The 14,312-nt window shown below is 38.4% G+C and carries 15 protein-coding genes and 1 tRNA gene (1 of these 16 only partly in view); 14 read left to right on the top strand and 2 right to left on the bottom strand.

Translation table 11 applies throughout. The features are described 5' to 3' along the window. The 11 genes from JL001_RS00395 to JL001_RS00345 all read left to right on the top strand — a co-directional run bounded on the left by JL001_RS00395 (window position 1) and on the right by JL001_RS00345 (window position 9,374). Window positions 1-627 (top strand): polysaccharide deacetylase family protein, encoded by a 627-nt coding sequence (locus JL001_RS00395; RefSeq protein ID WP_200974195.1) that lies wholly within the window; start codon window positions 1-3, stop codon window positions 625-627. Continuing rightward, the gene (locus JL001_RS00390; RefSeq protein WP_200974194.1) at window positions 624-1,718 is read left to right on the top strand and encodes a glycosyltransferase; all 1,095 of its coding nucleotides are present in this window, start codon (window positions 624-626) and stop codon (window positions 1,716-1,718) included. The genes JL001_RS00395 and JL001_RS00390 overlap by 4 nt, the downstream gene beginning before the upstream one ends. Then, window positions 1,718-2,494 (top strand): TatD family hydrolase, encoded by a 777-nt coding sequence (locus tag JL001_RS00385; RefSeq protein WP_200980260.1) that lies wholly within the window; start codon window positions 1,718-1,720, stop codon window positions 2,492-2,494. Before JL001_RS00390 ends, JL001_RS00385 begins: the two co-directional genes overlap by 1 nt. Beyond that, window positions 2,491-3,567, top strand: coding sequence for an asparaginase (locus JL001_RS00380; RefSeq protein ID WP_192011289.1), 1,077 nt, complete (start codon window positions 2,491-2,493; stop codon window positions 3,565-3,567). Before JL001_RS00385 ends, JL001_RS00380 begins: the two co-directional genes overlap by 4 nt. Window positions 3,568-3,774: 207 nt before the next feature. Continuing rightward, a tRNA-Ser gene (locus JL001_RS00375) sits at window positions 3,775-3,862 on the top strand. A 299-nt stretch (window positions 3,863-4,161) separates the two neighbouring features. After that, a complete protein-coding gene (locus tag JL001_RS00370; RefSeq protein ID WP_200974193.1) occupies window positions 4,162-4,977 on the top strand; it encodes a MotA/TolQ/ExbB proton channel family protein in 816 nt (271 codons plus the stop codon). Between the two features lie 58 nt (window positions 4,978-5,035). Beyond that, window positions 5,036-5,365: a hypothetical protein gene (locus JL001_RS00365; RefSeq protein WP_192011291.1), complete on the top strand. Its 330-nt coding sequence runs from the start codon at window positions 5,036-5,038 to the stop codon at window positions 5,363-5,365. A gap of 6 nt (window positions 5,366-5,371) precedes the next feature. Further along, window positions 5,372-6,004, top strand: a complete 633-nt coding sequence (locus JL001_RS00360) for a biopolymer transporter ExbD (protein WP_200974192.1) — start codon at window positions 5,372-5,374, stop codon at window positions 6,002-6,004. A 2-nt stretch (window positions 6,005-6,006) separates the two neighbouring features. Beyond that, window positions 6,007-6,471 (top strand): biopolymer transporter ExbD, encoded by a 465-nt coding sequence (locus JL001_RS00355; RefSeq protein ID WP_200974191.1) that lies wholly within the window; start codon window positions 6,007-6,009, stop codon window positions 6,469-6,471. A gap of 81 nt (window positions 6,472-6,552) precedes the next feature. Further along, window positions 6,553-7,851, top strand: a complete 1,299-nt coding sequence (locus JL001_RS00350) for an MFS transporter (RefSeq protein WP_200974190.1) — start codon at window positions 6,553-6,555, stop codon at window positions 7,849-7,851. 11 nt (window positions 7,852-7,862) lie between these two features. Further along, complete coding sequence (locus JL001_RS00345) at window positions 7,863-9,374, top strand: NAD(P)H-hydrate dehydratase (protein ID WP_200974189.1); 1,512 nt, start codon at window positions 7,863-7,865, stop codon at window positions 9,372-9,374. 47 nt (window positions 9,375-9,421) lie between these two features. Here JL001_RS00345 and asnS read toward each other — a convergent pair whose 3' ends face one another. Further along, entirely contained in the window at window positions 9,422-10,873 is a 1,452-nt protein-coding gene (gene asnS, locus JL001_RS00340; RefSeq protein ID WP_200974188.1) for an asparagine--tRNA ligase, read from the bottom strand. A gap of 205 nt (window positions 10,874-11,078) precedes the next feature. Between asnS and rpoN the strand changes: the two genes are divergently transcribed. The 3 genes from rpoN to JL001_RS00325 are packed head-to-tail and all read left to right on the top strand — an operon-like array spanning window position 11,079 to window position 13,935. Next, window positions 11,079-12,530 (top strand): RNA polymerase factor sigma-54, encoded by a 1,452-nt coding sequence (gene rpoN / locus JL001_RS00335; protein WP_200974187.1) that lies wholly within the window; start codon window positions 11,079-11,081, stop codon window positions 12,528-12,530. Next, entirely contained in the window at window positions 12,530-13,153 is a 624-nt protein-coding gene (locus tag JL001_RS00330) for a PA-phosphatase (protein WP_200974186.1), read from the top strand. Before rpoN ends, JL001_RS00330 begins: the two co-directional genes overlap by 1 nt. Window positions 13,154-13,155: 2 nt before the next feature. Beyond that, complete coding sequence (locus JL001_RS00325) at window positions 13,156-13,935, top strand: enoyl-CoA hydratase/isomerase family protein (protein WP_200974185.1); 780 nt, start codon at window positions 13,156-13,158, stop codon at window positions 13,933-13,935. Between the two features lie 56 nt (window positions 13,936-13,991). Here JL001_RS00325 and JL001_RS00320 read toward each other — a convergent pair whose 3' ends face one another. Beyond that, window positions 13,992-14,312 carry the end of a porin family protein gene (locus JL001_RS00320; RefSeq protein WP_200974184.1) on the bottom strand. The gene runs 417 nt beyond the window's last position, so 321 of the gene's 738 nt are visible here — the last part of the coding sequence; its start codon lies off the right edge, out of view; the stop codon is at window positions 13,992-13,994.

Raw genomic sequence — 14,312 nt, 5'->3', positions numbered from 1 at the left:
ATGATCATTCATTATGTGCCTGGACTTATCAAGCGCCTTTTTCCAAGATATATCTGGAATAAATCCAGGGAAGAGGCTAAGGTCTATTTGACTTTTGATGATGGGCCTGTTCCGGAAATCACACCTTATATATTGGATCAGCTATCTGAAAGAGGAATGAAGGCAACATTTTTCATGGTAGGAGATAATGTTAAAAAGTACCCGGAAATTGCTCAGAGGGTAGTGGAGGAAGGTCACCAAATTGGCAACCATACTTTTAACCATTTACAAGGGAATAGAGTAAATACAACAGCTTATATTAATAATGTGTCTCATTGCAATGATATTATCCAAGAAGTGACTGGTAATGTGACGGGGTTGTTTAGACCTCCTTATGGGAGATTAAAGCGGAGCCAGTTAAAAGTACTTTCAGGTCAATACCAAATCATTATGTGGGATGTGCTTTCCGGAGACTATGATCCGCGACAACCACCAATGCAATGTTTGTCCAAAACAATAAAATATACCCAAAATGGTTCAATCATATTGTTTCATGATCAGCTAAAAACGGTCTCTATTATCAAGAAAGTTTTACCATCATACCTAGACTATCTACAAGACCAAAAATATCAAACAGAAGTGTTATGATGTTCTTTGTCGCATTGGTATTGGTTGGTTTGTTACTGGTCCAGGACTTCTTGTTGTGTTTTTTTATTTTTTTCAATTTTAAAGATTACAGTAAAAGGGATGTTGATTTACCTATGGTGTCGGTTCTTTTACCTGCTCGAAATGAGGCGAGTACTGTAAAAGCATGCCTTAAGTCTTTTGAGTCTATTAATTACCCACCTGAAAAGATTGAATTTATAGTAGGTAATGACCAAAGTGAAGATCATACAGGACAGATTTTAAGAGATTGGTCCAATGAATTTTCCAATCGTACTTATGTGGAAATAAAAACGCGTTATTCCCATCTTAATGGTAAGGCTAATGCTTTGGCGCAAATGGCACAAGTAGCCACTGGAGAGCTTTTGCTGTTTACAGATGCGGATTGCAGGACTAATGAGTTTTGGGTAAAGGAAATGGTTAGCGCTTTTGAACCCCGATATGGGCTAATAGTTGGAGTGACAGAGGTGGCTGGTGAAAATATCTTTGAGAGGCTTCAAGGAATGGATTGGTGGATTACCCTTGGAATGATTAAAGTTACCGCAGATTTAGGAAAGCTCTTAACTGCTGTCGGGAACAATATGCTGGTAAGCAGGGAGGCTTATGAAGCTATAGGAGGTTATGAGTCACTTGGATTTTCAGTGACAGAAGATTTTGCGCTTGGACAAGCCGTGATGGAAAAAGGGTATGATCCTATTCATCAAATGACTTCTAAAAGTTTGGTATATACTAAGGGTGAAAAAAGCTTTTTTCAGTTGATGCGCCAAAGAAAGCGGTGGATGCGTGGAGCTTTGAGCCTACCCTTTCGATGGAAACTTTTGCTGGTACTGCAGGCTTTGTTTTTTCCTGCCATCATTACAGTGCTTGTTTTTAACGTATGGCTTGGAGGAGCAATATGGTTTGGGAAAATATGGGTTCAAGCTGCATTTATTAAGAAGTTAGCCCATAATTGTAAGGGTAAAGTGAATTGGGGAGAATTATTTATTTTTGAAGTTTATCATCTAGTAATTTCATGGTCAACAATAGTGTATTATTTTTGGCCTTCGAAAATTAATTGGAAAGAGAGGAGATACTGATGCATTTTATTGATACCCACGCCCATATTTATTCCAAAAAGTACGATAGTGATAGAGATGAGGTGATTCAACGGTGTAGGGAGAATGGTGTGGATAAGATATATATGCCCAATGTGGATGTGGAATCCATTGACTCCATGTTGGAAGCCGAGCAAAAATACCCGGACATGTGCATCCCCATGATGGGGCTGCATCCCTGTGATGTGAAGAAGGGTTTTGAAAAAGAGCTTTACATTATGGAGGACTGGTTGGCCAAGCGTGAGTTTGTTGCCATCGGGGAGATAGGTACAGACCTTTATTGGGACAAAAGCCTTTTTGAATTGCAAAAGGAAGCTTTGAAGATTCAGGTTGCCTGGGCAAAAGAAAAGCATCTTCCTATCATACTTCATTGTAGGGAATCCATTGATGAGACCATTGAAATTATAAAGCAAGAGAAAGATGACCGTTTAACTGGGATTTTCCATTGTTTTACTGGTTCCATTAGCCAAGCCAAAGAAATTATTGATATGGGATTTTTGTTGGGCATAGGCGGTGTCTCAACTTTCAAAAATGGAGGTTTGGATAAAGTTTTGCCTGAGATAGGTCTTGAAAATCTTGTTTTAGAAACGGACGGGCCATATTTGGCACCTGTGCCACACCGAGGGAAAAGAAATTCTCCAGAGTATATTCCAATAATAGCAGAAAGAGTAGGTGATTTGACAGAAAGTACGATTGATAAGGTCGCTGAAATTACTAATTTGAATGCCAACAAAGTTTTTAACCGATCTAATGTATGAATTATAAGATCGTAAGATTAAATACCGCTGCAAAAAGCGAAATCAAATCCTCAGTTTTGATCATTTATACAGGGGGGACTTTGGGAATGGCTTATGATGAGTCAGGTTCCTTGGTGCCTTTTAACTTTGGTCAAATCCTGGAGAAGATACCCAACTTGACCAATATGAATATTGCCATTACGGTGATATCATTTCCCGAGCCGATAGATTCTTCTAATGTCAATATGCAGCATTGGGTGGATATGGCTTATATCATATATGAAAATTATGATACTTATGATGGTTTTGTGGTACTTCACGGGACAGATACTATGGCCTATTCAGCTTCGATGCTGAGTTTTATGCTGAAAGGACTGAGTAAGCCCGTGATCTTTACTGGAGCTCAACTTCCCATCAGTGCAATGCGCTCAGATGCTAGGGAGAACCTGATGACTTCTTTGGAAATAGCTATTTCCAAAGCCAATGGCAAACCTATCGTACCTGAAGTTTGTATCTTTTTTAACCACTTATTACTGAGAGGTAATAGGGCCAAGAAGATGCAGAGCGTGCATTTTGATGCATTTGAGTCTGAAAATTATCCTCCCTTGGCTGAGTCGGGCATCGTGATCGATTATAATTACTCTGCCATTAAGCCATTTAAGGAAGGGGTGCAGTTAAAATACCTCAACAAGCTGGATAAACGGGTGATGATCCTAAAGCTGTTTCCGGGGATTACGTCAGAAGTAATTGACAGTTGTTTCAGAATTGAAGGTTTAAGGGGAGTGGTAATGGAAACCTATGGTTCGGGAAATAGTCCTACTGAGCCTTGGTTTATAGAAAGTGTTCAGAAGGCAGTAGAAAAAGGAATAATTATTTTAAATGTTTCCCAATGTAATGGCGGTAGGGTAATCCAAGGTAGGTATGAAACAAGTAAAGAACTGAAGCGACTTGGGGTGCTTAGTGGAGGGGACATTACTTCAGAAGCAGCCATATGTAAGATGATGTTCCTGCTTGCCAATGAGACGGATGAGGATGAAATTAGAAGGAAGCTGATAACTCCTATTGCAGGAGAGATGTCATTGACCAGCAATTGATAGAGCTTCGTTGAATTTTCTTGTAAATTGCCAAAAGAAATGTAAAATTTTTCAATAAAACAATAGGTTGATAATCAGGTTGGTACTAGTAGATAATGTTTGAATACAGCCTGAAATCGCGTATTTTTGCTTAAATAAGCTTTCGTTTATTTGCAGGAACTAAATATTATATATTTATTTGTCGCTTCGATTGTTAGCGAGAAATACAGAGAGGTGTCCGAGCGGTCGAAGGAGCACGCCTGGAAAGCGTGTATACCCCTAAAGGGTATCGAGGGTTCGAATCCCTTCCTCTCTGCACTTTACACCCTGTCAATGCCATTTGGATAAGGGATGGCCAATAATGTTCTTTCAAACTACTGCTCTAATTCATAATTATTTTACCGTTTGTCATTCTTATAAGTAAAGCTTTTTTAGTTCATAAAAAGATGGTTACCTTGTAAGGAAGTATTGAAAATGGGGAGTAGTAATAGATATAAGGAAAAAATTATAACATCATCCCTTGTCATTTGAATTGAAAAAATTATATCTTTAAAAGCTCAATATTAAAATTAGAAACCGTTTAACCTTTATTTAAAGTCTATTAAAAACTAAATTATGAAAAAGTTAATCGCTTTGTTCATGCTTACCGGACTGCTTTTATCTCCGGTTATCACAAAAGCACAAGACACCGCAGAAGAGGCTTCTGCTGGAGACACTACTGAAATGATGATGGAGGAAGAAGTCGCTCCAGATCCTGCGCCAGTGATGGCTGATGATGAGATCGTGGTAGAAGACCAACCATTCCACCAAATAATCAAGGATAAGTTCATCGAAGGTGACCCAACCTTTATGACTCCGGTATTGATCTGTTTGATTTTGGGTCTTGCAGTAGCTCTGGAAAGAATCATTACCCTTAACCTTTCCACTACTAACACCAAAAAACTTCTTGCTAAAGTAGAAGATGCTCTTGACCAAGGCGGTATTGAAGCTGCTAAAGATGTTACTAAAAGCACTAAAGGTCCTGTAGCTTCTATCTTTACTCAAGGTTTGATGAGATATTCTGAAGGTATTGAGATGGTTGAAAAATCAATCATTGCTTATGGTTCTGTTGAAATGGGCCGTTTGGAAAAAGGATTGGTTTGGATTTCCCTATTTATCTCCCTTGCTCCAATGCTTGGTTTCATGGGTACGGTAATTGGTATGATCGGTGCCTTTGACTCTATCGAAGCAGCTGGTGATATCTCTCCATCTCTTGTAGCAGGTGGTATTAAAATTGCCCTTTTGACTACTGTAGCAGGTTTGATCGTAGCGATTATCCTACAGTTGTTCTATAACTATTGTGTGGCGAAAATCGACTCTTTGGTAAACGATATGGAGGATGCTTCTATCACTTTGGTAGATATCCTAGTTAAGCACAAGTTGACTAAGTAATAGTCTCCTGTTTGTCGCTTTTATTAAATAAAATTTATCAACCAAAGAACTAAACGATATGGATTCTTACGATATCATGCTATATGTGAGTTATTTGTTGATTGGATTGGGGATATTATTTGCAATAGTAATGCCTTTGATCAAGTCAATCGATAACCCGAAAAGTTTGCTTAAGATAGGTGTCGGTGTCATTGGTGTTGCGGTATTGTTCTTCATTGCCTACTCTGTGTCTGGAGATGAGGTATTACCAAAATTCGCCGTTGAACCGTTCAACTTAACCCCAGGAGCTTCTAAGGCTGTTGGAGGAGTATTGCTAACTACTTACATACTATTCTTCCTTTCATTAGTAGGAATTGTATTTACTGAAATAAGTAAAATCATAAAGTAATTTAAGATGGCAAGAAAGAAAAACCGAATGAGTCAGGAGGTAAATGCAGGTTCCATGGCGGATATCGCCTTCTTGCTACTTATCTTCTTTCTTGTAACAACAACAATTGCTTCTGACAAGGGTATTACGACCATCTTGCCTCCTAAGCAAGATCCGAATGTACCACCACCTGATATTAAAAAGAACGAGAGAAATATTTTTAAAATATTGATCAACTCAAACGACCAGTTATTGGTTGAAGATGATTTCAGGGACAACACTGAGGGATTGGATCAGGAAGTTAAAGAGTTTGTTTTAAACTTTGGAAATCCTAATCAAGAGAATTTGGATCTTTTCAATAGCCTTCCTCCTTCATTAAAAGGAGAGGCAGGTAGAAGCCCTGAATCTTCTGATCACCCTAATGAAGCAGTAGTATCTATCAAGACCAATCGTGGCACCAGCTATGAGCTATACCTAGAGGTACTTGATTTAGTTAAGAAAGCGTATTTTGAGATCTATGCTGAAAGAGTGGGATTGACTGCTGACGAATACAGGGCATTGTCCAGTAGAAGTGCAGCCGAGAAAGAGTTGATGGAAAGAGGTAAGGAGAATATCCCAATGGCAATATCGATCGCAGAACCAGATAAAACAGGAGAATAATTATGGCTAAGTTTAAGAAAAAGACCAAGACCGAAGAAAATATTCCTACGTCAGCCTTGCCAGATATTATCTTTATGCTGTTGTTCTTCTTTATGGTGACCACTGTACTAAGGGAACAAGAGTTATTGGTAGAGCAAAAGTTGCCTCAGGCTTCTCAGCTTCAAAAGCTTGAGAAAAAGTCTCTGATATCTTATCTTTTCGTAGGAAAGCCTAAGAATCCAAATATGTACGGTAGTGAACCAAGAATTCAAGCTAATGATGCTTTGATTACTACCAATGATATTTTGCTCTGGGTTAACCAAGAAAAAGACAATTTATCAGAAGCTGAAAGAGATCAAATTTATATTTCCCTAAAGGCCGACCGTGATGTGAAAATGGGGCCGATAGCTGATATACAGCTTGAACTTAGAGAAGCGGATGCTAGAAAAATTCTATATGCTTCCGTTGGTAAAACAACAACTGAGTAACTGGAAATAGTTTAAGAAAATAAAAGCTACCTTATACAATAAGGTAGCTTTTTTATTTTGATATCAAATAAATCCACATGGATGAATCTTGACCGTAAAAAAGTGCATTTTGCATGGGCTATGTATGATTGGGCCAATTCAGTCTATAGTTTAGTAATTACTTCTACTATATTTCCAGTATATTATAATAGTGTCACCAAGTCTGTTTCGGGAAGTGATATTGTATCTTTTTTTGGATTTGATATCGTGAATACCGTATTGTATTCCTGGTCGATTTCCTTTTCTTTCTTAGTTATAGCTATTCTTTCCCCACTTTTGTCCGGTATGGCAGATTATGGAGGTAAAAAATTACTTTTCATGGAGATATTTGCTCTATTAGGTTCTATATCGTGTATTGGTTTATTTTTCTTTGATGGAACCAATCTTGAATTTGGTATAATCTGTAGCGTATTGGCCAGTGTAGGTTATGCTGGGAGTATTGTGTTTTATAATGCTTTCTTACCTGAGATAAGCAATAGTGATGAATATGACATGCTTAGTGCGAAAGGTTTCGCTTTAGGTTATATTGGAAGTGTCATTTTACTTATTATTAACCTTGTGATGATTCAAAAGCCGGAGTTCTTTGGGATTGAAGATGGAGGCGTTGCTGCTAGATGGTCTTTTTTGATGACAGGCGTTTGGTGGGCCGGCTTTGCATTGATTCCGTTTAATGTTCTACCTAGAAAATCTAAGAAAAACGATAAAGAAGTTTCTTTACTATGGGCTGGGTACAAGGAAATTAATACTGTCTTTAAAGAATTAAGAAGGAAGCCTGATATGAAGCGGTTTTTACTCTCTTTTTTGTTTTATAGCATGGGTGTACAGACAGTAATGTATATGGCTGCTTCATTTGGAGATAAAGAATTGGCTTTGGAAGGTGATAAACTGATCATAACAATTTTGATCATTCAGGTAGTTGCTATTTTGGGAAGCTACTTCTTTGCTTGGGTTTCTAAGCTTAGGGGAAATAAAGTTTCTCTTATGAGCATGGTTATCATTTGGGTGGGAATTTGTCTTGCAGCTTATTTTGTGACCACAGAAATGGAGTTCTATGCTCTAGCATTTGTTGTTGGTTTGGTTATGGGAGGAATTCAAGCTATTTCCCGATCATCATATTCCAAACTGATTCCAGTAGGGACAAATGACACTGCTTCCTACTTTAGTTTTTATGATGTGACTGAAAAATTGGGAATTGTATTTGGTACTTTTTCATACGGGTTTATTGAGCAATTTACTGGAAGTATGAGAGTGAGCTCTTTAGTACTTGGAATATTTTTTGTATTGGGTATGATGTTTTTGTTGCGAGTTAGGTTCCCAGGGTATAAATTGGTAAATACTTAACGAAAAGAAAGATGCTTGAGATAATTTCTGGAAGGTCTGTAAAGAAATTGGATGCCGACTTTATTAGTGATAGAGGAATTACGTCGCACCGACTTATGGAAAATGCTGCCCAGGCATTTTGTGATTGGTTTGAAAAGAAATATCATAGAAATGATCGAGTTGGTATTTGCTGTGGGCACGGTAATAACGGAGGTGATGGTCTAGCAATTGCCAGGTTATTATGGAGAAAAGGCTTTGATGTAGTTGTTTTTTTGGTAGGAGATCATGAGAATGCATCAGCCGATTGTAGATTAAATAAGGAATTACTGCCAGACAAACTTCCTGCAGTTAGTTTAATAGACGAGGATATCCAACACATCGAATTTGATTTTGATATAATCATAGATGCCTTGTTGGGTATTGGTGTTAATAGGCCATTGTCCGGTGATTTTTTGTCTTTGGTTAAGAGGTTAAACAAGCTGATTAATGTAAATAAAATAGCAGTAGATATTCCTTCCGGTTTACCATCGGATGATTGTGTTCAAGGGGATGCCTTTATTGCAGATATTACTATAAGTTTTCAATTTCCGAAATACTCCTTGCTATTTCCAGAACATGCAGGATTTGTTGGTCATTTGAAGGTAGCAAATATTGGTATTAGTCAGCCATTCTTTGGACAGTTTTCTGAAGGTAAGTATTATTTGCAGTACAAAGACGTGGCTAAGCGGCATTTAAGATTTGGAAGGTTTAGCCATAAGGGGGATTTTGGAAAAGTTTTAGTTTGTGGTGGAAGTTATGGTTCTATGGGGGCTTTGAAAATGGCATCCAAAGCAGCATTGAGGACAGGAAGTGGCCTAGTGACTTGCTTAGCTCCTAAGTGTGGCATGGGCGTATTACAAAACAGTTTGCCTGAAGCACAAGTTTTAACTGGAAAAGGTGAAAATGAATTGGCAGGTTCAATGGACTGGGAAAGTTTATCCCGATTTGATGCAATTGGTATAGGACCTGGAATGGGGACAAGCCAAGCCTCTAGCTGTTTTCTAGGAAAATTTCTTGAAAATTATAAAGGCCCTTTGGTAATTGATGCGGATGGTATAAATATCCTAGCCAAACAACCAGGTCTTCTGAGTTATTTGAATGAGAATGTAATCCTTACCCCGCATGTAAAGGAATTTGAAAGACTGGTAGGCCCTTGCCAAAATCATAAGGAAAGGCTTGACAAGGCTCTGGAATTTTCTCAGACACATGGATGCATATTAATCCTTAAAGGGGCGCATACTGCAATTTCACTTCCTAATGGAAAACAATATTTTAATTCAACAGGAAATAAGCATATGGCAACTGGAGGTTCTGGCGATGTGCTTACAGGAATGATTACCTCTTTTCTTGGTCAGGGTTATTCTGTTGAAAATGCAGCCGTTTGTGGAGTTTATCAACATGGATTGGCAGGACAGATAGCTTCAAAAAATAGATTAAGGGGGACAATAGCTTCTGATATTGTTGAGGCGATCCCAAGGACATATGTTTTACTGAAAATAGACTAGAAAGAAAGCCCGATATTATCGGGCTTTCTTTTTTAACTTGATCTTTCTTAAAATTCTGCGTTTCCAGGTGTTCTTGGAAAGGCTATCACGTCCCTGATATTACCCATTCCAGTGACAAATTGGACCATTCTTTCAAATCCGAGCCCAAAACCAGCATGTGGGGTGGTTCCGAATCTTCGGGTATCTAAATACCAGTAAAGTTCTTCTTGGCTAATTTCCAACTCATCCATCCTGGCCGTAAGTTTTTCAAGGCTTTCTTCTCTTTGGGATCCCCCAACAATCTCACCAATACCCGGGAACAGAATATCCATCGCTGCAACAGTTTTCCCATCCTCGTTTTGCTTCATATAGAAAGCTTTGATTTCCTTAGGGTAGTCTGTCAGGATTACTGGCTTTTTGAAGTGTTTTTCCACCAAGAACCTTTCATGTTCAGATTGAAGATCAGCTCCCCATTCCTCAATTAGGTATTTGAACTTTTTCTTTTTGTTCGGTTTAGAGTTTCGAAGGATTTCAATGGCCTCAGTATAGGTCAATCTTTCAAAATCATGTTCTACCACAAATTGAAGCCTTTCTAACAATCCCATTTCACTGCGTTCGTTTACCGGCTTCTTAGCATTTTCTTCAGCAGCTCTTTTATCTAAGAATAGGAGGTCTTCCTTACAATTTTCCATCGCATAAGAGATGATGGACTTCAGGAAATCCTCAGCTAAATCTTGATTATCTTCAGCATCATAGAAAGCCATTTCTGGTTCGATCATCCAAAATTCAGCCAAATGCCTTGTCGTGTTTGAGTTTTCAGCTCTGAATGTTGGGCCGAAAGTGTAAATCTCTGATAGGGCCATGGCAGCCAACTCACCTTCCAATTGACCAGATACGGTTAGGTTGGTTTCTCTTTCAAAGAAATCCTCCGTATAGTTGATGTTACCTTCTTCAGTTAGAGGAGGGTTTTTAATATCTAGAGTGGTAACCTTAAAAGTTTCACCTGCTCCCTCAGCATCAGAAGCTGTGATAATGGGTGTGTGAATGTAAAAGAAACCTTTGTTGTTGAAATATTGGTGCACAGCGAAAGCCAAAGCATGCCTTACTCTGAATACAGCACCAAAAGTATTGGTTCTCATCCTCAAGTGGGCAATGTCGCGAAGGAATTCCATGGAGTGCTTTTTGGGCTGCAAAGGGTATTTTTCAGCGTCAGCCTCACCCAACACCTCAATACTTTCCGCTACCAGTTCAGAGTCTTGACCAGATCCTTGAGAAGCGACTACTTTTCCAGTTACTTTAATACAAGCGCCTGTGTTAATTCTCCTTAAAGTGTCCTCATTAATGACATTCGGGTCTGCAACTACTTGGTAATTGTTAATAATAGAGCCGTCATTAACCGCAATAAAAGAGACGCTTTTATTGCTTCTTTTTGTTCTGACCCAGCCCATGATAGTAGCCTGTTCTCCGATTTTATCACTTTCCAGCAATAATTTAATCTTTGATCGTTTGTTGAATGCCATAAGAGTTGAATGTTATCTGCTATACAATTGACAAGTAAAGCTAATCAATGTTTTAAAATGGAATGCAAAAAAACGATATAATAAGCTTTTTGTCAAAATTTTGCTGTAATTTCCTAAATTTGAATAGGCAATTTGAGCAAGGAGTAGGTTCCTTTTAAAAAGCCAATTATTTTTAAGAAAAGAAATATTTTAGAGTACGCTATATATGCAAAAACTTAATTTAAATCAGGTACTTTCACAAAAATTGAGTCCCCAACAGATTCAATTTATCAAGTTGTTACAAGTACCAACTGCGGAGCTGGAGGCTAGGGTAGAAGAAGAACTTGAAATCAACCCAGCCTTAGAGGAAGGAAAAGAAGAGAACGGCGAACAGCAAGAGGAGGTGTTGCAGGACAACTATGAGGAAGATAATAAAGATGATAAGGATATCAATCTGGATGATTATTTGACAGATGATTACGGGGGGTATAAAATGCAGGGGGATGGAAATTATTCTCCGGATGATGAAGATCGTGAAATGCCTCTTTCTAGTGGTACCTCTTTACATGAGCAGTTACTTTCCCAATTGAGCTTTTTAAGGATGGATGAGCATCAGAAAGTAATTGGTAGACAATTGATAGGCAGCATTGAAAGTGATGGATATATCAGGCGTGATTTGGAAGCAATTATTAATGACCTTGCTTTTAGTCAAAATATAGAAACTGACTTGGACGAAGTCGAGGAAGTTCTTAGAAAGATCCAGAATTTTGATCCGGCCGGGATAGCAGCCAGAAGCCTTCAGGAATGTCTTATTATTCAGTTGGAGCGAAAAGAGCATCAGGAAGATGAAATCGTTCAAAAAGCACTGCAAGTTTTGAGTGATTGTTTTGAGGAATTTACCAAAAAGCATTACGAGAAAATCTTAAAGCGGTGTAGCCTTGAAGAAGAGGACTTGAAAGAAGTGATTAATATGATCACCAAGTTGAATCCAAAGCCGGGAGGAGGTTCAGATGGATTGATGAGAACACAGTATATAATTCCTGACTTCATTTTAAATACTGTAAATGGAAAATTTGAAATAAGCCTTAACTCAAGGAATGCTCCTGAACTTAGAGTGAGTAGATCTTATTCCGAAATGTTCGAGGCTTACGAGAAGAGTGATAAGAAGGATAAAAAGCTGAAAGATACAGTAAGTTTTGTGAAGCAGAAGTTAGATGCTGCAAAGTGGTTTATTGATGCGATTAAGCAGCGGCAACAGACACTCTTAAAAACCATGCATGCAATACTGGATTATCAGTCGGAATTTTTTGTGGAAGGGGATGAAACCAAGTTGAAGCCAATGATTCTAAAGGATATTGCAGAGAAAATAGATATGGATATCTCCACTGTTTCCAGGGTGGCCAATAGTAAAGCGATTCAAACAGAATTCGGTGTTTACCCATTAAAATATTTCTTCTCTGAAGGGATCTCTACAGATGGTGGAGAAGATGTGAGTAACAGGGAAGTAAAAAGTGTGTTACAAAAGATGGTAGATAATGAAGATAAAAGAAAGCCACTTTCGGATGATAAGTTAGTAAAGCTATTAAATGAGAAAGGATACAATATTGCGAGGAGAACTGTGGCCAAATACCGAGAGCAACTTCAGATTCCTGTCGCTAGACTAAGAAAAGAACTGTAGTGAACAGAAATATTGCCCTGACCCTTTCTATAGTATTTCAACCCTTATTAGTGCCTACTTTGGTGTTTACACTGATTTTATACCTTGTACCACAAGCTACTCAGGTACCTCATGAAATAAAAGGGTCGATGTTATTGATGGTTGTAGTGAGTACTTTATTAATTCCTATGCTTAGTGTAATAGGTATGAAATATATGGAGTCCATCCCAAGCTTGCATATGGCAAGTAAAAGGGAAAGGTATTTGCCATTTACCATGGTGAGCATCTTTTATGTTATCGTAACCTATTTTTTTTATCTCAGGCTTAATTATGATGATTTAATTGTTTTTAGTCTGGTTACTATGACAGGCTCAATTGTTTTGTTGACGCTGGTTACTTTTTTTTGGAAGATCAGTGCACACTTAACAGGCCTTTCAGGATTATTGGCTATAATGGTTGTACTTAGCTGGAAATACCCAAGTGCTTCGTTGTTGTATCCGATGATCGTAACGATTATGTTATGTGGTGCAGTAGCTTCCAGTAGGCTTTACCTCAATGCCCATAAACCAGGAGAGTTATTGGCAGGCTTTTGTTTAGGCTTCGGAACCTGTTTTGTTTCTTTTTACTATTATTTGTTAAGTTGAATATGGAATTACGACACCTTCAATATCATCATAAAGGAACTTGGGTAGAACTGGTGTTGGATCGTCCTGACGTTTTTAATGCCTTAAACAAAGAATTATTACTTGAGCTTAGCTGGGCTTTTGATGAAGTAGGAAAGGATAATGGCATCAGAAGTGTGGTGCTGACAGGTCAGGGAAAGGCGTTTTGCAGTGGTCAAGACTTGAAATCGGTAGGTGGAGATTTGGAGAATATCCCTTTCAGAAAGGTTATAGAGGATCTTTACAATCCTTTGATCCTGAAAATGAGAAATAGTAAAAAGCCCATCATTTGTAAACTGAATGGAGTGGCTGCTGGTGCAGGTTGCTCTTTGGCCTTGGCTACAGATATAATCATAGCCAATAAAGAGGCTTACCTCGCGGAGATTTTTGCTCACATTGGATTGATCATGGATGCAGGATCCAACTATTTTCTACTTGAAAGACTGGGATATCCCTTGGCATTTGAATTGGCCACTACGGGGAGAAAGGTTTATGCAGATGAAGCAGAAAAGCTTGGTTTGATCAATAAATCCGTTGAGGTTATGGATTTGGATGATGTCGTACTACAGTTTGTGGAGATTTATGCAAACTCATCTGCTAATGCGGTGGCACTAATTAAGGAGATGTTAAACAAAGCCCAAAAAATGAACCTTAAAGATGTTCTTTCCATGGAGGCGGACTTTCAGGAGAAAGCAGGCAAGTCTTCTGACTTTAAGGAAGGAGTAATGGCATTTTTGGAAAAAAGGAAACCAAAGTTCAAATAAAAAGCCTTCCAACTAGTTGGAAGGCTTTTTAAGCTTAAGTCTTTAACAATATATCATTAGAATAGAGCTACAGACATCCCGAAATTAAATTGGGTAGATTCTGTTTCGTAAGGGCCTTGTCCTGATTTGAAGACATCGTTCAGTCCGTAATAAGCCCAAAGGTTAAAGCCTGATAGTCCTACTCGAGTATACACGCCATACCTGAATTTATTAAGCCCGAACTCTTGGGAGTCTTTTATTTTTCTGTTTACACCATCCGAATCAGTCAATTTGATTTTAGTATGCGCTTCGTACAGCATACCTACTTTACCTCCTAAAGCAATACGGAACCCTTCATTGTAGTCGCTTTTATTAAAATGGTAACGTATTTCGACCGG

This window comes from Echinicola sp. 20G (assembly GCF_015533855.1).
Lineage (GTDB): Bacteria > Bacteroidota > Bacteroidia > Cytophagales > Cyclobacteriaceae > Echinicola.
The sequence above is the reverse complement of the archived record's forward strand: the minus strand, read 5'-3'. Positions and strand labels throughout refer to the sequence as shown.